18 protein-coding genes and 2 pseudogenes are annotated in these 20461 nt (G+C 60.6%); 11 read left to right on the top strand and 9 right to left on the bottom strand.

Annotation, left to right across the window (positions count from 1 at the left end):
* Window positions 1–2: 2 nt before the first annotated feature.
* The 3 genes from ACS4RR_RS19625 to ACS4RR_RS19615 all read left to right on the top strand — a co-directional run bounded on the left by ACS4RR_RS19625 (window position 3) and on the right by ACS4RR_RS19615 (window position 3515).
* Window positions 3–1382, top strand: coding sequence for a hypothetical protein (locus ACS4RR_RS19625; RefSeq protein WP_170263332.1), 1380 nt, complete (start codon window positions 3–5; stop codon window positions 1380–1382).
* Window positions 1383–1398: 16 nt separating this feature from the next.
* Window positions 1399–2580 carry a glycoside hydrolase 5 family protein gene (locus ACS4RR_RS19620; protein ID WP_170263330.1) on the top strand — a complete coding sequence of 394 codons (1182 nt, stop codon included), beginning with the start codon at window positions 1399–1401 and terminating at the stop codon, window positions 2578–2580.
* A gap of 431 nt (window positions 2581–3011) precedes the next feature.
* The gene (locus ACS4RR_RS19615; RefSeq protein WP_170263328.1) at window positions 3012–3515 is read left to right on the top strand and encodes a hypothetical protein; all 504 of its coding nucleotides are present in this window, start codon (window positions 3012–3014) and stop codon (window positions 3513–3515) included.
* A gap of 14 nt (window positions 3516–3529) precedes the next feature.
* On the opposite strand, the gene ACS4RR_RS19610 is transcribed toward ACS4RR_RS19615, so the two are convergent.
* Window positions 3530–4504, bottom strand: coding sequence for a quinone oxidoreductase family protein (locus ACS4RR_RS19610; protein ID WP_170263327.1), 975 nt, complete (start codon window positions 4502–4504; stop codon window positions 3530–3532).
* 69 nt (window positions 4505–4573) lie between these two features.
* On the opposite strand from ACS4RR_RS19610, the gene ACS4RR_RS19605 reads away from it, so the two are divergent.
* Window positions 4574–5440, top strand: a complete 867-nt coding sequence (locus ACS4RR_RS19605; RefSeq protein ID WP_260298884.1) for a LysR family transcriptional regulator — start codon at window positions 4574–4576, stop codon at window positions 5438–5440.
* 105 nt (window positions 5441–5545) lie between these two features.
* Here ACS4RR_RS19605 and ACS4RR_RS19600 read toward each other — a convergent pair whose 3' ends face one another.
* On the bottom strand, window positions 5546–5959 hold the full coding sequence (locus ACS4RR_RS19600; RefSeq protein ID WP_456189170.1) for a GFA family protein: 414 nt from the start codon (window positions 5957–5959) through the stop codon (window positions 5546–5548).
* A 612-nt stretch (window positions 5960–6571) separates the two neighbouring features.
* Window positions 6572–6952 carry a hypothetical protein gene (locus ACS4RR_RS19595; RefSeq protein ID WP_456189169.1) on the bottom strand — a complete coding sequence of 127 codons (381 nt, stop codon included), beginning with the start codon at window positions 6950–6952 and terminating at the stop codon, window positions 6572–6574.
* A 513-nt stretch (window positions 6953–7465) separates the two neighbouring features.
* Between ACS4RR_RS19595 and ACS4RR_RS19590 the strand changes: the two are divergent.
* Window positions 7466–7847, top strand: a pseudogene (locus ACS4RR_RS19590) (TetR-like C-terminal domain-containing protein); the annotation flags it as partial.
* Between the two features lie 230 nt (window positions 7848–8077).
* Here the strand turns inward: ACS4RR_RS19590 and cysN are convergent.
* The 3 genes from cysN to ACS4RR_RS19575 form a co-directional block, all read right to left on the bottom strand.
* Window positions 8078–9574, bottom strand: a complete 1497-nt coding sequence (cysN, locus tag ACS4RR_RS19585; protein WP_017963421.1) for a sulfate adenylyltransferase subunit CysN — start codon at window positions 9572–9574, stop codon at window positions 8078–8080.
* A 1-nt stretch (window position 9575) separates the two neighbouring features.
* Window positions 9576–10529, bottom strand: coding sequence for a sulfate adenylyltransferase subunit CysD (gene cysD, locus ACS4RR_RS19580; RefSeq protein WP_003546395.1), 954 nt, complete (start codon window positions 10527–10529; stop codon window positions 9576–9578).
* A gap of 151 nt (window positions 10530–10680) precedes the next feature.
* A complete protein-coding gene (locus tag ACS4RR_RS19575; RefSeq protein ID WP_222282062.1) occupies window positions 10681–11439 on the bottom strand; it encodes a phosphoadenylyl-sulfate reductase in 759 nt (252 codons plus the stop codon).
* A gap of 420 nt (window positions 11440–11859) precedes the next feature.
* Here ACS4RR_RS19575 and ACS4RR_RS19570 point away from each other — a divergent pair, with 420 nt between their 5' ends.
* From ACS4RR_RS19570 to ACS4RR_RS19560, 3 genes are all read left to right on the top strand, one after another.
* A complete protein-coding gene (locus ACS4RR_RS19570; RefSeq protein ID WP_170258683.1) occupies window positions 11860–12306 on the top strand; it encodes an RrF2 family transcriptional regulator in 447 nt (148 codons plus the stop codon).
* Window positions 12307–12401: 95 nt separating this feature from the next.
* The gene (locus tag ACS4RR_RS19565) at window positions 12402–12788 is read left to right on the top strand and encodes a DUF6152 family protein (RefSeq protein ID WP_456189168.1); all 387 of its coding nucleotides are present in this window, start codon (window positions 12402–12404) and stop codon (window positions 12786–12788) included.
* A 22-nt stretch (window positions 12789–12810) separates the two neighbouring features.
* Window positions 12811–13284 carry a DUF6644 family protein gene (locus ACS4RR_RS19560; protein WP_456189167.1) on the top strand — a complete coding sequence of 158 codons (474 nt, stop codon included), beginning with the start codon at window positions 12811–12813 and terminating at the stop codon, window positions 13282–13284.
* A 15-nt stretch (window positions 13285–13299) separates the two neighbouring features.
* On the opposite strand, the gene betA is transcribed toward ACS4RR_RS19560, so the two are convergent.
* From betA to betI, 3 genes and pseudogenes are all read right to left on the bottom strand, one after another.
* Complete coding sequence (gene betA, locus ACS4RR_RS19555; RefSeq protein WP_222282065.1) at window positions 13300–14952, bottom strand: choline dehydrogenase; 1653 nt, start codon at window positions 14950–14952, stop codon at window positions 13300–13302.
* A gap of 216 nt (window positions 14953–15168) precedes the next feature.
* Window positions 15169–16632: a betaine-aldehyde dehydrogenase gene (gene betB, locus ACS4RR_RS19550; protein ID WP_162119596.1), complete on the bottom strand. Its 1464-nt coding sequence runs from the start codon at window positions 16630–16632 to the stop codon at window positions 15169–15171.
* Window positions 16633–16752: 120 nt separating this feature from the next.
* Window positions 16753–17256 (bottom strand): annotated as a pseudogene (gene betI, locus ACS4RR_RS19545) (transcriptional regulator BetI); the annotation flags it as partial.
* Window positions 17257–17410: 154 nt separating this feature from the next.
* Here betI and ACS4RR_RS19540 point away from each other — a divergent pair.
* The 3 genes from ACS4RR_RS19540 (at window position 17411) to ACS4RR_RS19530 (ending at window position 20392) form a co-directional block, all read left to right on the top strand.
* Window positions 17411–17959: an HdeD family acid-resistance protein gene (locus ACS4RR_RS19540; RefSeq protein ID WP_456189166.1), complete on the top strand. Its 549-nt coding sequence runs from the start codon at window positions 17411–17413 to the stop codon at window positions 17957–17959.
* 218 nt (window positions 17960–18177) lie between these two features.
* Window positions 18178–18417 carry a ribbon-helix-helix domain-containing protein gene (locus tag ACS4RR_RS19535; RefSeq protein WP_017963432.1) on the top strand — a complete coding sequence of 80 codons (240 nt, stop codon included), beginning with the start codon at window positions 18178–18180 and terminating at the stop codon, window positions 18415–18417.
* Between the two features lie 112 nt (window positions 18418–18529).
* Entirely contained in the window at window positions 18530–20392 is a 1863-nt protein-coding gene (locus ACS4RR_RS19530; RefSeq protein ID WP_456189165.1) for a GGDEF domain-containing protein, read from the top strand.
* Window positions 20393–20461 lie beyond the last annotated feature (69 nt).

Here is a 20461-nt window from a genome sequence, read left to right as displayed (position 1 = left end):
GCATGATGACCGTCAGCGCCGCCATCGCTAACGTCCGCAGCCTCCTGATGAACCAGGCGGTTTTGCTCCTCAATGCAGGCATGCTGGGGCTTGGAACGTTGATGACGGCCATTCTCGGCTTCGTCTACTGGTGGTTCGCAGCGCGTACCTTCTCGGCCGAAGCTGTTGGGCTCGCCGCCGCCGCCATATCGTTGATGAATCTCCTCGCGAATCTCGGTGAAGTCGGTCTCGGACCCTTCCTGATGGGCGAGATGGGCCGTCAGCAAAGAGCAGGCCCGTTTCTGACGGGCGCCCTCCTGGCCTCGTTCAGCGCCTCCATCGTGGTGGGGCTGATCTATCTTGCTATCGCAGCCTGTACATCGACCCAGCTTGGCTCGATCGTCGGTTCCTCCGCGACCGATCTCTTCTTCGTCGCGGCTTGCGCTCTGACGGCTGTGACGCTCGTGCTCGACCAAGCCATGGTCGGCCTCCTGCGGAGCGGCCTTCAACTGGCCCGGAATGTCGTCTTCGCCGCCAGCAAGCTTCTTCTCCTGATCGCTCTCGGCCTGACAATTGGCCGGGCGACCAACGAACTGGCGATCTTCACCACCTGGTTTGCCGGGCAGCTTGTCTCGCTGGTCGTCGTGGCCGGGCTTCTTGTCTATGCCGGCAGGCGCGTCTTCCACCGGCCGGAGATCCGCGCCTTCCGCCCGATGCTCGGACAGGTTTTCGGCCATCACGCGCTCAGCATGGCTGTTCAGGCGCCGGCGCTGCTGCTGCCTTTCGTCGTCACGGTGATGCTGTCTGCTGAGATCAACGCCGCCTTCTATGCCGCCTGGACGGTGCTGAACGTTGCGCTTCTCGTCCCTGCGTCACTCGCCTCGGTGTTGTTTGCCATCGCTGTGCGGGAGCCGGAGCTATTTCCCGCGCGCCTGCGCCTGTCGCTCGGCTTGTCGATGCTGGTCTGCGCGGCGACCGCCTTGGCGTTCCTCTTCCTGTCGCGCTTCATGCTCTGGATATTCAATCCGGCCTATGCTGTGATTGCAGGAAATGGCCTTCAGTTTCTGGGCGTTGCCGCTTTCGGAATGGCGTCGAAGTATCATTATCTGGCGGTTCAACGTGTCCGACGGCGCCTGGGCTTTGCCACGCTCGTTCTGATCGGCGGTGCGGTGTTGGAGATCGTGGCCGCCGCCGGCGGTGCACGATTCGGGATCGCAGCCACAGCCGACTTCTGGGTCATTGCTGTTTCGCTGGAAGGCCTGCTTCTGTGCCCGGCATTGTATTGGGCCACACGGCGCACTGCGACGCCGTCCATCGCCGCGCCATCAACGGCTGGCGGTGTCTCGACATACGGCAATTCCCTCGACCAGACAGACCAAATCGGAATTGCGTCACGGGCTTGAAAGGGAGTTTCTTAGCATGAGGCGTATTCACCGTTTCCGGGATTTCGCTATCGGCGCTGCGGCGCTGGCGCTTTTTTGGTCTGCTCAAGTCGGATCTGCGGACGCGCAGTCATCCGCGCAGCAATCTTTCGTCACGACGAAAGAGGGGGGCTTCCTGCTGGACGGCAAGCCATTTCGCGTGGCCGGCGTGAACAACCATTATCTGACATTTGGCTCGTCAGGCGAAGTCACCCGCGTATTGGACGATGCCACGGCAATGGGCGCCAATGTGGTGCGCACCTTCCTGCAACCGGTTATAGGGTCGCTGGACGGCCAGGTGCCGACGATCTGGAATTCAAAGAGCACGGCCGATTCCGGCAACCTCGGAACCAAGGGCATCTATATGATGAGTTGGGATCCGATAACCAACAAGATGGTTCCCAACGACGGACCTGACGGCCTGCAAAAGGTCGATTACCTCATCGCGGAAGCGGCGAAGCGCAAGCTTAAGCTGATCCTCGCATTCGTCGATTTCTGGGCCTACACGGGCGGTGCCCAGCAGATGAACGCCTGGTACGGGAGTTCGGACAAATACACCTTTTTTGCCGCTGATCCGCGAACCCGACGCGATTACAAGGAATGGGTTCGGCATGTTCTGTCGCGCGTCAACACGATTACCGGTGTGCGCTATTCCGACGACCCCACCATATTTGCCTGGGATCTGGCCAACGAACCTGACATCCATCCCAAACCGCTCCTTTATGAGTGGGTGTCGGAAATGTCAGCCTATGTCAAATCCCTGGCGCCGAAACAGCTCGTCACGACGGGCCATGGGAACATGGATCAGAAGCTGGCGGATATGAATATTCCGAGCGTTGATTTCGGCACGTGGCATGGCTACCCATCCTACGCCAAAATGAGCCATTCCGATTTCGATGCCCGCATTCGCGAATACTGCGCGATCGGGCGAAGCATCGGAAAACCGGTGATCCTGGAGGAGTTTGGAGTTCCGCGATCCGATGCCGATCAGGCAAACGCCTATGGAACTTGGCTGAATACGATCGCCACCTCGGATTGCGGAGGTTGGGTGGTCTGGCGGCTCACCAGCACGCAGGATTCGGGCCTCTATCCCCAGGACGACTACGACAAATTCGACATCCATAACGATGGGAGCCCTGCTTGGCAGGCTCTGCGCGACGCCGCCCTCAAGCTTCAATAATCGGTCCACCGAAGCCATTCCGCCGTCCAGCATTAACGCATGTCGCGGGTACGGCACCGGGTGTTGCCATTCGATTTGATGGCTGCCAACAACATGTGGCATATCGCTCGACGGCGGAAACCGATTTCAAGACGAAAACGGGCGTGACACGACGATCGGAAGCGCGCCCGCGAACCGGGATGGTCGCGCGAACGCACAAGGGATAGCGATCTCAACGGCGTATTGACCTAAATGCTTCCATATTTTCTTGCGATCTAAACTGGGCCTGCAGCTTCGCCAAATATTCGCGGAATATCCGGGATATCGGAGACAAACCGGAGATTTTTCGAAGGTCAGCAGTCGGCAATATGAATAATGCGGACGGCTCGCTCCCAGATGCGATATCGTAAATCATCATCGGGCTAGCCCGAATCGAAATAGGGATTGCGGCAGTGAACTCTTCACGCTTTCTTCAATCAATCGTCGAAGCCGAATCCCAAGATACACGCTTGAATTTCGCCCGCGCCGCGATTTTTCAGCTCTATAGTGCTTGCCTGCCAACCGGATCTGCGCCGGCTCAGTTTTCCGTCGAACTCACCCTATCTGAAAAAGAGGCGGTCACGCTTGTCGTGCGGCCGTTCGTCAATAATATCGAAGCACTTGGCGGGCTTGTGAAATCCCTGTTTTCGACAAACGCGGAGACCGAACTGCGAGCCGTTCCATGCAGGGTGGAGGATAAGGTTGGATCCGGCATTGGATTGATACTTTTCGTCGACGATGAGCCGATGATTACCATCGGATCTCTTGCAGATGATACCGGACTGTTTCTTCGCCAGATCGAACCCGCATCCAGGAACACGCCCGGCGTTGCCACAATCGGTACGGTAGTAGGCCAACGACTTGCCAGTGTGGTTCCTATTCCGACTGGATCTCTCCATCTGCGTAAGCCAAAATAAATATCGCTGACCAATCAGGGTATCAGCAGGATGCTGCCCGCCGAACGTCCGGACTCCATCTCTTCGTGCGCCTTCGCAACATCGGCCAAACGATATTCGGCACCGATCTGCGCGACGATCCCTGTTTCCATCGCGCCGACGGCAGCGAAAGCAGCCTCGCGATACTGTCCGATGTCAGCGCACCAGGCCATGATACTCGGATGGCAGAGCGCCTTGCCCGGGCGCAGTTCCTCGACGGGCACCGGTGGAATAGCACCGGCGGCCTGGCCGATGGTGACGGCCATGCCGAATGGGCGGACAGAGCGTAGGCTCTTGAGAAGCATGTCGCCGCCGATCCCGTCATAGGCGACGTCGACACCAAGCCCGTTCGTCAGCCGCTTCACGTCCGCGACGATATCGGCGCCTCGTCCAACAATGAGGTGATCGGCTCGATAAGATGCGGCGAGTGCGGCCTTTTCGGAAGAGCCGACCGTCCCGATCACCGTGGCATCGAGCGATTTGGCCCAGCGAACGAGGATGCTTCCAAGCCCGCCCGCAGCAGCATGGATCAGAACCTGGGTTCCTGCACGCACATCATAGGTCTTTTTCAACAGCATGTAGGCGGTCATGCCTTTGAGCAGCGAACTCGCTGCCGTTTTCGCCGAAACGGCATCCGGAAGCTTGATCGCCCTTTCGGCGGCAATGTTCCTCGTGGAGCGATAGGCTCCAACCGGAGGCCCGGCATAGGCAACGCGGTCACCCTTTTGGAACATGGAAACGCCAGGACCGACGTCTTCGACGATGCCCGCCGCCTCGGCGCCGATCACCGAGGGGTAGGAAGGCATGGGGTAGATGCCCTTGCGGTGATAGACGTCGAGAAAGTTGGTTCCGATCGCCTGATGACGGATCTTGATCTCACCATCGCCGGGAGGTTCACAATGGTGATGCTCCTCGACATGGAACTGGGTGACGTCACCGGGGGCGCTCAGCCATATGATTTGGTCGGTCATCTCTCGTGCTCCTTCATGGGCGCAAATTAACCGATGGCGTGATGTGTGAAAATTCCCTATAGCTTCACAATGATTGGGAGAGAATTCACACAACTCGACTGGGACGACCTTCGGCATTTCCTGGCGCTCGCGCAGTCGGGAACGTTGCTTGGCGCCGCAAAGCAGCTCGGCGTCGAACATGCGACGATCAGCCGGCGCATTTCGTCGCTTGAAGCCAGTCTCGGACGCAAGCTGGTAGACCGCCGCGGACGGCGCATCATTTTGACCTCGGACGGAGAGCAGGTTGCCAGGCACGCAGCTCTTGTCGCCGCGCAGACTGCGGCAATCGAGCAGCTTGGCCGCAGCAGTGCCACGGAATTGCGTGGCCATGTGAGGATCAGCGCGCCGCCCGCTCTCTCAAGTGTGCTGCTCGCAAAGCCGATCGCCGCCGTCAGGCGAGACCATCCGGGTGTTCAGATTACCCTCGTCGGAGAAAAGCGCCTCGCGTCGCTGAATAGACGAGAGGCGGATATCGCCGTGCGCATGTCGCGTCCCGAGGACGGCGATTACGCCATCGTCAAGCTCGGCGAAATGAGCTTCCATCTCTACGCATCAAGGACCTATCTCGAAACGGTTTCCCCGTCGGACTGGACCTTCATCGGTTACGACGAAACCATGAACGCCTCACCGCAGCAACTGCGGCTGACCGAACTGGCCGCCGGCCGGCCGATCGCGCTGCGGTCGTCCGTTCTGGAGTTCCAGGCCGCAACGGCAAGCCTTGGCGCCGGTGTCGTCATGCTCCCCGATTTCGCCGCCCCGGGGCCCAGCGGTCTCCAGCGCATCGAGACCGAACAGGTTTTGACAAGAGAGGTCTGGCTGGTTGTCCATTCTGATATCAAAGACGTCCCCTCCGTCCGCGTCGTCGTCGATGCGTTGAAGAGCGCTCTCGGCAAGTAGTGCTCAGTTGGCCGGGGCAGCAAAGGGAGAGGCAGTCATTGAACGCGTCGGCAGCGTGGCATCCGGACTGAAAGCCCGTGCGCTCACCGACCTTCCCGCGTCAATTCATTTCAATGGGAGGGTTGGATGGCTTTGAAAGTGCTCTACCGCTTCGTCAAGCTGCACCCAATTATGTTTGGATTGTTCGAAGACTGACATGGCAGGTGGCGCGAAGGCCGGGTCGGCAAGGGAGCCGACCGCCACCCCGATCCAGGACGGCGCAGCATCGGCCTTCCAATAGACGGTCGAGCCGCACGTTGGGCAAAAGTGCATTCGGACCTTGCGACCGCTCTCGGCGGTACGAATGAATTCTGTAGATGTTCCGGATATTTCGACACAGCCGATCGCGTAGAAAGCATTTGCGCTGAACGGCGCGCCAGTTCTCCGCTGGCAAGCCAAACAGTGACACAGCGCAGTCAATTGTGGCGGCTCGCTGAGCATCAGTTTTAGAGCGCCGCAGGCGCATTGGGCATTGGCCATGGAAACTCCTCCCGCTTGCGCGGTGAAATTGCGTTGAATGGGGGGTGAAACGCAGGCCCGAACCGCAAATGGTGAAGGTGGGCGATGCGAAGGGGCTGAGACCTGATATAATTTCAGGCTCACAGAGGCTCAAATGTAGATCGCGGAAATACTAAAGTCTAGAGGAAAGCCATCTGACCGCTTCAGGCCGGAAGCAGATGCGGAGACCTTATCGCACGGTCTCAGGTTCTGATCGGTTCTTTGCGGCAAGCTGGATTTCAATTCCACTGGCGATCTATAGCCAAAGGCGAAGTGCAGTCGCCAGCAAGCGTCAGCAGGTCATAATCAACATAATATCTTAGCATTCATTCGCCTCAAGCTGGTTAGAAAGGGCAGGGGTTCAACTCCTCTCAAGAGCTTAGCAAACGAATATCTAAAGCCTCGCCGAAAACTGGCGGCGATTGCGAGGCCAACACTAGTTCCGACGTGACGAACCGGAGGCGGCGAGTGGGAGTGGGTGCAGACTGTCATGCACAATGAAGGCGCAAGAAATACAATCTCTGCGCCTTCAAAATCGATCTACCGAACGGACTCAGCCTAATCGCAATTCGAGCTGAGTGACCGTTGGCCTCCTCAGCGGGGCTTCACGTTGGCGTGCTCGTTGGCGGCATCTGTGTCAGTGGCCGGCGTCTGGGTGTCGTGTCCGGTGAATGGACTTCCCTGGCCGGGCGCCAATGTACCGCTGTGATCGGCTCTGTTGGTCGTAAAGGCATGCGTCGTGGCAGCTGCCGTGCTGCCGGACTTCAATCCATGCTGTTCCGCCTGGAAAAGGTGGTCGTCCGCCTGGGCAACGCCGCAGGTGGAAATCAGCAAGAACGCTGCGGTAATCAAGGGATGGATTTTCATCGCAAGAACTCCTTCGTTTTCTGCCCTGGACGACAACACGCTGGCCACCACCGATATTCGCCAATTCTTCATCACATTCTCGTGAACCGCCGCCTGCAGAACAATCACGTCGCTTCCCAGGGCCGCGGTCGTCCGATCGCGGCAAGTTCGTTTGCGCAGTCGTGGCTCATAAGATCTACGACCTATAGGCGTGACCATTTCTGGGACTCGCAAACTTTCCTCTTTTGCGATTTCGCTCCGAGTGACGTCTTCTTGTAGGTGGGTTGATGAGAGAGGATTGGACGACACCCGACGCCCTGGCGATGGAGACCTTTTCCGGTCGCACGCCTAGGGTCCCATCTGGGTGCCACTGTTTACCGCGAGATATTCAGACTTGGCCACTGACACTCGCCAGTGCGAGCAGTAACAGGAACACGAGAGGTGGCGGGAGCTCCCGATAGTTCTGGATACGGACAATGGCCGCGATCACGGCGAGCATAATGGAGGAGCCCAACGCGACCCCGATATATCGGGTGCCGGCTGTGACGAAAAGCACCTCAGTTACGAGCCCGAAGGCGGCAGCGACCCAGCACCACCAGAAAGGAAATCCAAGTCGCACGAAACCCACGGGGATTTTCGGATGTCGCGCTCGAAGGCTTCGGCGAATTGGCTGCGATGCTCCGCGCTGCGATCCGGCCATCGTCCACGTCAAAGGAGCGAGTGGAGGACGTCAGCCGCCTATCTCGATTTCGCTTTCGCTTGCCCTGCGATGTACGAGGCGATGTTCGTCCTGCCGACTTGTCTCCGCTTCGCCAGATCCGACACGCCAGCCCAACTTCGCGATGGCTTCGGAGCCATGGCGACGGTGATCGCGCTGTTCTCTCAGGATGTGGATACCGCTACCGAAACTTTCTGGGCGGCACTTCACGGTTTGGCGGAGCTTGAACGTCACGGCAGGATAAGACCCGCTTTCCGGGCTCAGCGTATCACGCTCATCATGAAGATGGTGTCGGGTCAACACTGAGAGCATGGTCGTGCGATTAATCTGATCCCGCCTAGGTGGCTTGGAAAATGCCGGGACTAAACACCTAGGAGTTTGGCCGCTTCGGGCCGAAAGCCGGCGTGCAACGTCCAAGGACCTGATCGATTTCATCACTGAAGTTTGCGACAGTGCCTTTCGCGAGGAATCAGCCAGTCCTTAGCCGCGGGTTCGGCCTCGCATAAGGGGCCAGTCTTGCTGGCCCCTTATCCCTGTCAGATATCGCTTGCGGCACTCGACCAAAGGTCGGCGGCTTCGGCTGCCGTCATGCGCCGTACATCGGCCTCGTGGCTGCGGCTGGCGAAGAGTTCGCTTGCCATGATCTGCTCGGCAAGATCGGCCGGAAGCGAGAGGATGACGCGGGCTTCGCCATTGTGCAGGCCGCCGAGTTCGCTGCGCTTGCCGGTCACCATGCCGCCGGCGACCGTGTTGTTGGTCTCCGGATCGATCAGGATGAAGGAGCCGGAAAGCCGGTTCTGCTCATAGGGGTCGAAGATCGCCGCTTCGTCGAAGACGAGCCGGACTTTGCCGATAGCGTTCATGTAGAGCCGCTGGGCGGAATTCCAGGCGCCGGTCTTCAGCTCCAACTGGCTGAGCGGCTGCACCTGGACACGCTGGCGGCGGCTGCCGCTCTTCAGCCAGTAGCGTTTGCCGGGCTCGATTCCCTCCGGCTGCAGCGCGACGATCTGCGCGTCGAAGGCAAGGCCGACCTGTGGCTGGGCGTCGATTGAGACGATCATGTCGCCGCGCGCCACATCCACCTGGCGGTCGAGCACCAGGGTGATCGCGTCGCCGGCAACGGCCGCGTTGCGGACGAGATCGAAGGTGACGATCTTCGAGACGTTGGCGACCATGCCCGACGGCAGGATCATGACGCTGTCGCCCGGTTTGACCGAGCCGCCGGCAACCGTGCCCTGATAGCCGCGGAAGCTTTCGCCCGGACGCGACACGCGCTGCACGGAAAGGCGGAAGCCGACCGTCTGCGACGAGCGCACGGTGGCAAGTTCCAGCGTCTCCACCAGCGACGGGCCGGTATACCAGGGCATGGCGGCCTGGCCGGAATAAACGACGTTTTCGCCCTTCAGCGCCGACATCGGAATGGCGGTGATCTGCTTGACGCCGAGCGACAGGGCAAATTCCCGGAAGTCATGGCTGATCTTGTCGAAGCCGGCGCGGTCGTAGCCCGTCAGGTCGATCTTGTTGACGGCAAGCACGAACTGTTTGATCCCGAGCAGCGAGGCGATCGTCGCGTGACGGCGCGTTTGCTCCAGAATGCCGAGGCGCGCATCGACGAGCAGGATGGCGAGATCGGCGGTCGAGGCGCCGGTCGCCATGTTGCGGGTATATTGCTCATGGCCGGGCGTGTCGGCGACGATGAAGGAGCGCTTGTCGGTCGAGAAATAGCGATAGGCGACATCGATCGTGATGCCCTGTTCGCGCTCGGCCTGCAGGCCATCGAGCAGCAATGCGAAGTCGGGCAGGCCGAGATCGTTCTGCTTGCCGGTGGAATCGCGCTGCAGGGTGGCGGCCTGGTCTTCCTTGACCGCCTTGGTGTCCCAGAGCAGGCGTCCGATCAAGGTCGACTTGCCGTCATCGACGCTGCCGCAGGTGATGAGGCGCAGCGGCCTGGTATCGCGCTGAGCCTTGAGCGGCTCGGCGGCGGGCAGGCTGACGACGGTTGCGGCCGAGACGGCGGTTTGGGCTGCGGTCATCTCAGAAATATCCTTCACGCTTCTTCTTTTCCATGGAGCCGGACTGGTCGCGATCGATGGCGCGGCCCTGGCGTTCGGACACCGTTGCAATTTCGAGTTCGGCAATCACCTCTTCAAGGGTGGTGGCCTGTGAGCGGATGGCGCCGGTCAGCGGGAAATCGCCGAGGGTGCGGAAGCGGATCATGCCTTCCTGGCGGACTTCGCCGGGCAGCAGTTCGAGGCGCGGATCTTCGGCCAGGATCATCATGCCGTCGCGCTCCACGAAAGGCCGCTTCTTGGCGTAGTAGAGCGGCACCAGCGGAATGTCCTCGGCCTGGATATAGCGCCAGATATCGACTTCGGTCCAGTTCGACAGCGGGAAGGCTCGCACGCTCTCGCCCTTGCGGATCATGCCGTTATAGATGTTCCAGAGTTCCGGCCGCTGGTTGCGCGGATCCCAGCGATGATCGGGCGTGCGGAAGGAATAGATGCGCTCCTTGGCGCGGCTGGCTTCCTCGTCACGCCGCGCACCGCCGAAAGCGGCGTCGAACTGGCCGGCATCAAGCGCCTGGCGCAGCCCCTCGGTCTTCATGATGTCGGTGAAGGCGGCCGATCCATGTGTAAACGGCGTGATGTTTTCGGCTTTGCCGCGCGGATTGATGTGCTCGATCAGATCGAGATCATACTTCTTCGCGGTCTCGTCGCGGAAGGCGATCATCTCGGAGAATTTCCAGCCGGTGTTCACATGCAGCAGCGGGAAGGGCACGCGGCCGGGATAGAAGGCCTTGCGCGCCAGGTGCAGCAGCACCGAGGAGTCCTTGCCGATCGAATAGAGCATGACGGGACGCTCGAATTCGGCCGCAACCTCGCGGAAGATGTGAATGGATTCGTTTTCCAGCGCTTTCAGATGCGGGTCGAGCGGCGCCTTGGCGCTCTGCGGATTGCTGAGTTCCGTATCCGGACGGCTATCGGGCATGTGTTACTCCAGGCTATCGGTCGTTTGCGGGTGCCCGCAAAGCAATTCCTTGATGTCGGCTTTCCCGGGATTGTTGGCTTTCCCAGGGAATGTTGACTTTCCCAAGGCTGCGGCGGTCGCCGCGCCCTGATTGGGAAAGCCGTGGGGTGATTTACTGTGCGGCGATCGCTGCAGCCTCTTCGGCGACATGCAGGCCGCATTCGCGCGTCTCGTCCTGCTCCCACCACCAGCGACCCGCACGTTCCGGCTCGCCGGGTTTGATCGCCCGGGTGCAGGGCTCGCAGCCGATCGAGGGATAACCGCGGGCATGCAGCGGATTGACCGGCACGCCGTTTGCGGAAACGAAGGCCTTGATTGCCTCCAGGTCCCAATCGGCGAGCGGATTGACCTTCAGCAGATGCCGTTCCGCGTCGTATTCGGCAAAGGGCGTTTCGGCACGGTTGGCCGATTGGCCGCGGCGCAGGCCGGTGATCCAGATCGCAGCACCTTCGAGGGCACGCGCGAGCGGCTTCAGCTTGCGCATGCCGCAACAGGCGTGGCGGGCTTCGACGCTCTCGTAGAAACCGTTGAGGCCGTATTGCGCCGCATAGGCGTCGATATCGGCCTTCTCGGGCTCGAAACGATGGATATGGATGTCGTACTGGCTTTCGGTCTCATCGATCAGCGACAGCGTCTCGGCAAACAACCGGCCGGTCTGCAGCGTCGCGATATCGATCGGCAGGCGGTGCGTGCCGATCTCGGCAGTGATCACCTGGTCCTCGATGCCGAGTGACGTCGTGAACACCACGCGGCCGCCAAGGCCGGAGACCAGCGACAGTCGTCCGGCAAGGTCGAGACCCGCCAGTCTGTCGTTCAGCGCCGCAGCTTCCGCAATCGGCCCTTCTTCCGCAATCCTATTGATAGCAGTCATGAGAATCCCGTCCTTTGTTATCAGGAGTATCGCAGTTCACGCATGGATCGGACAGAAAAAGGGATTTCGAAAGCTGTGGCCGGAGGAGCAAATATCTCTCCGAAGCTGCCGCGATGCAGAAAAGCAGCCGCCTGCGGATGAAAATCCACATCGGCAGCTCGAATGTCTATAGAAATAGTAGAGTTACACGCAGCCTGTCAATCGGAAATCTGAAGTGATGCCGAAAATCGTGCAGAAGGCGCGGTTTTGGCATAGATTAAGCGCGCTTGGCCGAGGGCGAAAAACAAGGCCAAAACGCTTGTCTCTCAAGGCTTTCTCCGGTGCGTTCAAATTCCGTTCATGCTGGTTGTGCCATAGAGGTGAAAGTACTTCCGTAGCGGTGCGGGAATTCGCGCCGCCTGTGTGTGTCGATGGTCAAAAATGATTACGCAAAAGGCGAAATATGCGCTGCGCGCGCTCACGGTCTTGGCTGATGCCGATGCCGACGAACCGGTGATGATTTCCGATATCGCGGCGCAGCAAAAGATCCCGAAAAAGTTCCTCGAACAGATCCTGCTCGACCTGAAACATCACGGCGTCGTCGTCAGCCGTCGCGGCAAGCAGGGCGGTTATCTCCTGCTGAAGCCCGCCCACACGATTACCTTCGGCGAGATCCTTCGCATCATCGACGGCCCGATCGCGCCGCTGCCGTGCCTCTCGATCACTGCTTACCGCAGATGCGACGATTGCGACGGCGAACAGAATTGCCAGATCCGCCACGTCTTCGCCAAAGTCGCCGACGCCACCCGCAAGGTGCTGTTCTCGACAACGATCGCTGATGCCATCGCCCCAAAGCACGGCGCCGAAGTCACCCGGCTGCTGGCCTGAGCATACGCCCGCCTCTTTCTTCAAGATTTGGTGAAATGCCTTTTCCTCCGGCTCCGATGCTCCACCTGCCTGCTCATGCTGGTAGGGAGAATATCATGTTTGGAATTTCAGCACAGCGAGTAGTGGCTGCGGCCATATTCTCGGCGGCCCTCGCGACAGGCGCGGCCGCTCATCACGGCTGGTCCTGGGCCGAGGCGGATCAGATCGAACTGCGCGGCACGATCGACAAGATCTCCATGGGCGGCCCGCATCCGACGCTCGATGTCGCCACCGCCGATGACGGCGTCTGGCGCGTCGAACTCGGCAATCCGCGCCAGACGGAACGCTCCGGTTTCGTCGAAGGTGTGGCCAAGCCCGGCGACCAGGTGGTGGCCCTTGGAAACCGTTCGCAGGATGCAAAAGAGAAGCGGCTGAAGGCCGTGCGCCTCACCATCGGCGAGAAGCGCTACGATATCTATCCCGACCGCATCAAGACGAACTGACCTCTGGGCGAACTGACCTGTCGTGATGGACACTCTCGAATGGCTGTCGGCGACCACGCCTGCGCTCGCGCTCCGGCGCTCCGGAACGCTCTACATGTTCGTCAACGCAGCCCATATCCTGGCGATCGGCCTCTTGGTCGGCGCCATCCTGCCGCTTGATCTGAGGCTCGCCGGCTTCTTCCGCAAGGTTCCGGTTGAGATCGTCGCGCCGTTTCTGTCACGCGCCGCCGCTGTCGGCCTTGCCGCGGCTGTTGTCACCGGCTTCTGCCTCTTCAGCGTCCAGGCGGTCGAATATGTCGCCAATCCCGCCTTCCTTGCCAAGCTTTGCCTGATCGCCATCGGCCTTCTCAACCTGTCGATCGTTCATTTCGGGCGGGCCTGGAAAACGGCGGTGTCGACAGGCATCGTCCGGCCCGGTCTGCGCTTCTCCGCCGCCCTGTCGGCCGCGATCTGGATCGCCGCCCTCATAGCCGGACGGTGGATCGGTTTTCTCTGAAACCGGATAACCGGATCAGCGGTCGCTCACCGCCCAGCGCGGGTTGACCCACGGTTCCTGGTTCGAGCGCGCCAGCGGCTGTTTGCCGAGGATATGGTCGGCCGCCTTCTCGCCGGTCATGATAGAGGGTCCGTTCAGGTTGCCATAGGTGACGTGCGGGAAGATCGAGCTGTCGGCGACGCGCAAGGCCTCGACGCCGATCACCCGCGTTTGCGGATCGACCACCGCCATCGGATCGTCCTTGGCGCCCATCCGGCAGGTGCCGCAAGGGTGATAGGCGCTTTCCAGATGTTCGCGCAGGAAGGCGTCGATTTCATCATCGCTCTGCACGCCTTCGCCCGGCTGGATCTCCGGCCCGCGATAGTCGTTGAAGGCGCTCTGCCCGAAGATTTCGCGGGTAAGCCGCACGCAGTGGCGGAATTTCTCCCAATCCTCCGCATGGCTCATATAGTTGAAGCGCAGCACCGGATCGGCCTTGGGGTCGGCGGAGCGCAAGCTCACGCTACCGCGCGATTTCGACAGGTTATAGCCGACATGAACCTGGAAGCCGTGGCTTTTCGCCGCCGCCTTGCCGTCATAGCTGATCGCCACCGGCAGGAAATGGTACTGGATATCGGGTTGCTTCAGCCCTGCTGCAGACCGCAGGAAGGCGCACGCCTCGAATTGATTGGAGGCGCCGAGCCCGCCGCGCGAGAGCAGCCATTGCGCGCCGGCCACGCCCTGCCAGAACCACGGCAGCCAGGAATAGAGCGACACCGGCTTGGTGCTGACCTGCTGGAAGTAGAATTCCATATGATCCTGCAGATTGGCGCCGACCCCCGGCCGGTCGGCCTTCACCGGAATGCCCAAGTCCTGCAGATGTTGGCCGGGACCGATGCCCGACAGCATCAAGAGCTTCGGTGAGTTGAAGGAGGAGGCCGAGACGATCACCTCGCGGTTCGCCTTCACCACCTCCATTCTGCCCTTGCGTTCGATCTCGACGCCTGTGGCACGCCCGTCCTCGATCACGATCCTCTGCGCAAAGCCGTAGATGATCTTGACATTGTCCCGCCTCAGCGCCGGTTTCAGATAGGCGTTGGCGGCAGACCAGCGGCGGCCGCCGAAGATGGTCTGCTCCATCAGGCCGAAGCCTTCTTGCTTGCTGCCGTTATAATCCTCCGTCGCCTCGAAACCCGCCTGTTTGCCGGCCTCGACGAAGGCGCGGAAGAGCGGATTGGTGAAGCCGCCACGCTGGACATGCAGCGGCCCGTCTGTGCCGCGCCAGCCCTCTTCGCCGCCATGCGAATGTTCCATCCGCTTGAAATAGGGAAGCACGTCGGCATAGGCCCAGCCGCTGGCGCCGAGCTCCTCCCAGCGGTTGAAATCCTCGGCATGGCCGCGCACATAGACCATGCCGTTGATCGAGGAGGAGCCGCCGATCACCTTGCCGCGCGGCGCCGTGATACGCCGATTGTTGAGGTTCGCCTCCGGCTCGGACAGATAACCCCAATTATATCGCTTCATGCTCATCGGCCAGGCAAGGGCCGCCGGCATCTGGATGAACGGTCCGAAATCGCTGCCGCCCGCCTCGATGACGATGACACTGTTCTTGCCGTCTTCCGACAAGCGGTAGGCGAGGGCGGAGCCGGCGGAGCCCGAGCCGATGATGACGAAATCTGCTTGTTGCATGACGTTCCCTTAGATTCTTTTGCAACGGTCCCGAAAACCCCGGGCATTAAGACCCCGCCCCAAACCCCTCCCCACAAGGGGGAGGGGCTTAACTTGCTGCACCGCCTCACTCGACAATCAGCGCCACAAGCGATGAGATTGAAGAGGGATAAAACCGGTGCCCCATATTAGTCCCTCCCCCTTGTGGGGAGGGGTTGGGGAGGGGTCTCAATCCCTTCAGTACGGCGCCACCACCGGCCCCATGCCGACATAGACCGTCTTCAGCTCGGAATAATGCTCCAGCGCGGCCAGCGAATTCTCGCGGCCGAAGCCGGATTGTTTCGAGCCGCCGAAGGGGATTTCCACCGGGCAGAGATTATAGGTGTTGATCCACAGCGTGCCCGCTTCCAGCCGGTCGACGACGCGGTGGGCGCGGGTGAGGTCGGCAGTGAAGACGCCGCCGGAAAGACCGAATTCGCTGGCATTGGCGCGGGCAATCACCTCGTCCTCGGCGTCGAAGTCGAGCACACACATGACCGGCCCAAAGATCTCCTCGCGGGCGATGGTCATGTCGTCGGTGACGTCGGCAAACACCGTCGGCTGCACGTAATAGCCTTCGCCGGAGACGTTGTTCGGAATGCCGCCGCCGGCAATCAGGCGCGCGCCCTCGGCCTTGCCCTTCTCGATGTAGGAGATCACTTTCTCGCGCTGCGCCCAGGAGACCATCGGTCCGACCTGCGTCGCCTCGTCCATCGGGTCGCCGATCAGCATCGCCTCGGTGCGGACCTTCAGCCGCTTCAGGAATTCGGCCTTGACGGTCTTCTGCACGAAAACGCGCGTGCCGTTCGAGCAGACCTGGCCGGTCGAATAGAAATTGCCGAGCATCGCGCCGCCGACCGCCGAATCGAGATCGGCATCGTCGAAGACGATGAGCGGCGACTTGCCGCCGAGTTCCATCGTCACGTGCTTGAGGTTGCCGGCGGCAGCCGCCGCCACCCTGCGCCCGGTCGGCACCGAGCCGGTCAGCGACACCTTGGCGACATCGGGATGGTTGACGAGCAGCGGCCCGGTGTCGCGGTCGCCCTGGATCACATTGAAGAGCCCCTTCGGCAGTCCCGCCTCGTGCAGGATCTCGGCGATCTTCAGCGCCCCGAGCGGCGTGTTCTCGGAAGGCTTGAACACCATGGCATTGCCGCAGACAAGCGCCGGCGCCGCTTTCCAGCAGGCGATCTGCTGCGGATAGTTCCAGGCGCCGATGCCGACGCAGACACCGAGCGGCACCCGCTTGGTATAGGCAAAATCCTGACCGAGCGGGATATGCGAACCGTTGAGACCGGCCGGTGCAATGCCGCCGAAGAATTCGAAGGCATCCGCACCCGAGGTCGGGTCGGCGACAACAGTCTCCTGGATCGGCTTGCCGGTGTCGAGCGTTTCGAGTTCGGAAAGTGCCCGGTTTCTCTCGCGCATGATCTCGGCCGCCCGCTTCAGGATGCGCCCGCGCGCCATCGGGCTCATCGCCGCCCATTCCGGCTGGGCGCGTTTGGCCGCGGCGATCGCCCGTTCGACGATCGCGGGCGTTGCGGCATGCAGCCGGGCGATCACCTCGCCGGTTGCGGGATAGAGGCTCTCGATGACGGTGCCGTCGGTATCCTCGACATATTCGCCGTCGATGAAGTGCGAGGCTTTCGGCTGGGCTTTCATGTCATTTGTCCCTTGGTGGTTCGATGTGGTCGTTCCTTCTCCCTCCGGGGAGAGAGGGGAGGCGGTGGCCAAAAGCGCATTCAGATAGTCTTCCGTCAGTGCGATCGAGGCTTCAATGCCGATCGGTGCGGATTTCAGACTTTGCCTGATATAGAGCCCGTCGATCATCGCCGCAGCGCCTTCTGCGATGCGTTCTGCGGCGTCAGCGGGCAGCAGCGCCTTGAGATCGGCCAGCAGATTGGAACGCAGCCGCCTGGCATAGATCACCAGGAAGCGGCGGGTCTCTTCCGAGCGCTGCGCTTCGGCGTAAAAGGCAAGCCAGGCGGCAATCGTGTCCGGCGCGAATTGGTCGGCGTGGAAGCTGACGCGGATGATGGCCGAAAGCCGCGCGCGCGGCGTTCTGGCGGCCTTAAGCGCCGCCAGCGTGTCGCTGCGCAGCTGTCTCAGAAGCGAGCGGATCGTCTCGATCAGCAGTTGCTCTTTGCTGCCGAAATAATGATGCGCCAGGGCTGCCGATACGCCGGCCTGCCGAGCGATATCGGACATCGTGACGGCAAGCGAGCCGTGATCGCCGATCACCCGCAGCGCCGCGTCGACAAGCGCCTTGCGGCGCACCGGCTCCATTCCGACTTTCGGCAACAGACCACTCCTTGAAATCAGGAGCAGGTTATTTTTGATTGACTGATCAATCAATAAAAATCTTTCTTGATTTGATTCAGCGCAGATCTTTTCCTGAAAAATTGCTGCAGCATATGTTGAATCCAACAGGAGGTGCGTCATGGCCGATGTCTTCGAGGGAACACCGACATCTTCGCTGCAGTCGAAATGGATCTGGTTCGCCGGTCTCGGCGTGCTGCTGCTCGTCTGCGGCCTGATCGCGCTCGGCAATCTGATGCTCGCCACCGTCGTCTCGGTCTATTATGTCGGCATGCTGATGCTGTTCGGCGGCGTGATCTATCTCGTCCATGCCTTCCAGGTGCGTGGCTGGGATCATGTTCTGTTCTGGATGCTGAGCGGCCTGCTCTACGTGCTCGCCGGCATCTGCGCCTTCGTCAATCCGATCCTCACTTCGGCGGCGCTGACGCTGTTTCTCTCGCTCGCACTGGTCATCGCCGGCGTCTTCCGCACCTGGGTCGGCATGCGCATGAAGCCGGTCAAGCGTTGGCGCTGGATCGTCGCAAGCGGCGTCATCACCGCCCTTGCGGGTTTCGTCATCGCGCTCGGCTGGCCGGTGAACAGCCTCTGGATCCTCGGTCTGTTCCTGGCCGCCGATCTCATCGTCCAGGGTTCGACGATGATCGCCTTCGGCCTCGGCATCCGCAGTTGAAACTGATGCCGCTGGCCGTTCTTTTTTGACAAGACCCGTTCTTTTTTGACAAGACTAGGACAGGGGATTAGACTTAAGGGGTTATGGGCCGATCCCAGCACGCGGACGGTCCGATGTGCGAATGCACCAAGGCACCGGCGAGATCGCCGAGAATGCTGAAGATGGTCATGCATCCCCCAGAGACAGGGTTCTGCCTGATCAGAAAAGGGAGGAAGTTCATGCCGATGGTCACCGTTTCCATCTCTCCGCAACAGGCAGCGGGCATCCGCGCCGCCGTCGACAATGGCGGCTATGCCTCGAGCAGCGAGGTCGTTCGCGAGGCGCTTCGTCTCTGGGATACCGCCCGCAAGCTCAATGAGTTCCGGGACGATATGCTAGACGACGACGCTCCATCCGGCGGCAGATGCGTCGCCGACATGTTCGCCGATCACGAGGCGGAGCGCCGTCGCTCCGCCTGAGCAAGCATCTGATTGCATTGGAAAAATGAATAAACGCGGAGCGCGTAGGGCGCCCTTGCCCGTTTCATAAAACTTTCACACTGGCGAAAGAGTTCATTGACCCTTCTGCGGCATGTTCCGGACGAAAAAGAACAAGTCACAGTGGAGATCAGCCCCAATGAAAACCGGGATGTCTTTGGCTGCCACCGTCGCGCCGGATGTCCTGCGCCGCTACGCCAGCGATCAGATCGTAACCCTTGCCAAGCTCGTGGTCGAGAACGCCTTCCAGCCGATCGTCGAGGCCGGCACCGGCACGGTCTTCGGCTACGAATCCCTGATGCGCGGGCAGGACCGCATCGGCTATGATACGCCGGTCGAAATCCTTGATGAAGCCCATCAGCTGGGCCAGCTGCTGCAGCTCGAACAGATGGTCGCCAGCCGCGCTCTCGCCAAATTCGCGACGCTGTCGAATTTCTCCACCTCGACGCTGTTCCTCAATCTCGATGTCCGGCTCATCCCGCATGGCGAAAGCCTGGTCGAGACCCTGCTGCAACACCTGCGCAAGGCCAATATTCCGCCATCCTCCGTCTGCTTCGAATTCTCCGAGCGTTTCGACAATACCAGCGTGCCGGAATTTTCCGGCCTGGTTTCCAGGTTGCGCAAGGCTGGTTTCAAGCTGGCGATCGACGATTTCGGCGTCGGCAATGGCGAGATAAAGCTGCTCTGCGACTATCCCGTCGATTATCTCAAAATCGATCGTCATTTCGTCGCCGAGATTGACCGCAGCCCGCGCAAGCGTCATCTCTTGAAAAGCATCGTCAACATTGCCCACGTGCTCGGCACACGCGTCGTCGCCGAAGGCATCGAGACCGAGGCCGAATTCATCGCCTGCCGCGAATATGGCGTCGACCTCGTCCAGGGCTGGTTCATCGCCCGTCCGACAACGCATATATCGGAGCTGGCGCCGTCCTTCCCGCATCTGCAGGAGCTCGGCAAGAGCAAGCGGGGCAGTCAGTCGCTCGACGAAATCCTCATCCGCAAGCAGATCGAGCTGCTGCCGACGGTCTACGAGAATGACAGCATCGACAACGTCTTCGAACTCTTCCGCCGCAATCCGCGCCAGGCCTTCTTTCCTGTCCTCAATGCCAATGACGAGCCGCGCGGCATCATCCACGAGCATCACCTCAAGGAATATATCTACCAGCCTTTCGGCCGCGATCTCCTGAAGAACAAGATGTATGAGCGCAGCATCTCGCATTTCGTCGAGATGGCGCCGATCGTCGGCCTCGACAGCGACGCCGAACAGCTGATGGCGATCTTCGCCAATATGGATGGCAGCAACTGCCTGATCTTGACCGACAATATGCGTTATGCCGGCGTCGTCTCCGCCGCCTCGCTGATCAAGGTCATCAACGAGAAACAGCTGAAGACCGCACAGGACCAGAACCCGCTGACCGGCCTGCCGGGCAATCGCGCCATCCGCGATTTCATGCGTCAGTCCGGCCGCGACGGCGATGAGCTCCGCCACTTTTGCTATTGCGACTTCGACAATTTCAAGCCGTTCAACGATGCCTATGGCTTCCATCTCGGCGACCACGCAATCTCGCTGTTTGCCGCGCTGATGCGCCGCTATTTCTTCGCCGAGCGCCATTTCCTCGGCCATGTCGGCGGCGACGATTTCTTCATCGGCATCGTCGGCTGGACCAAGGAGGAACTGACGGAGATCCTCGACCGGCTGATCAGCGATTTCCACGACGACGTGCGCGATCTCTATTCCGACGAGGACCGCGCCGCCGGCCGCATCCTCGGTCACGACCGCACCGGTGTTGAAGCTTTATTCCCGCTGATGCGCTGCTCGATCGGCGTCATCGAACTGCCGGGAGGCCTCGTCATCGACGATATCAACCGCGTCAGCGCCGAGATCGCCATCATCAAATCGGCCGCCAAGGACAGCGAGGAAGGTCTCGTCTTCCATTTGCTGGGCGAGGCGAATTGACGCCTTTGCCACATCGTGCCTTCCCAAGCCTGCGGGGCTGATTTATTCCGGTTGCTTCCGATTAGGGAG

This window comes from Rhizobium zaerense (genome assembly GCF_051810725.1).
GTDB classification, from domain to species: Bacteria; Pseudomonadota; Alphaproteobacteria; order Rhizobiales; family Rhizobiaceae; genus Rhizobium; species Rhizobium leguminosarum_I.
The sequence above is the reverse complement of the archived record's forward strand: the minus strand, read 5'-3'. Positions and strand labels throughout refer to the sequence as shown.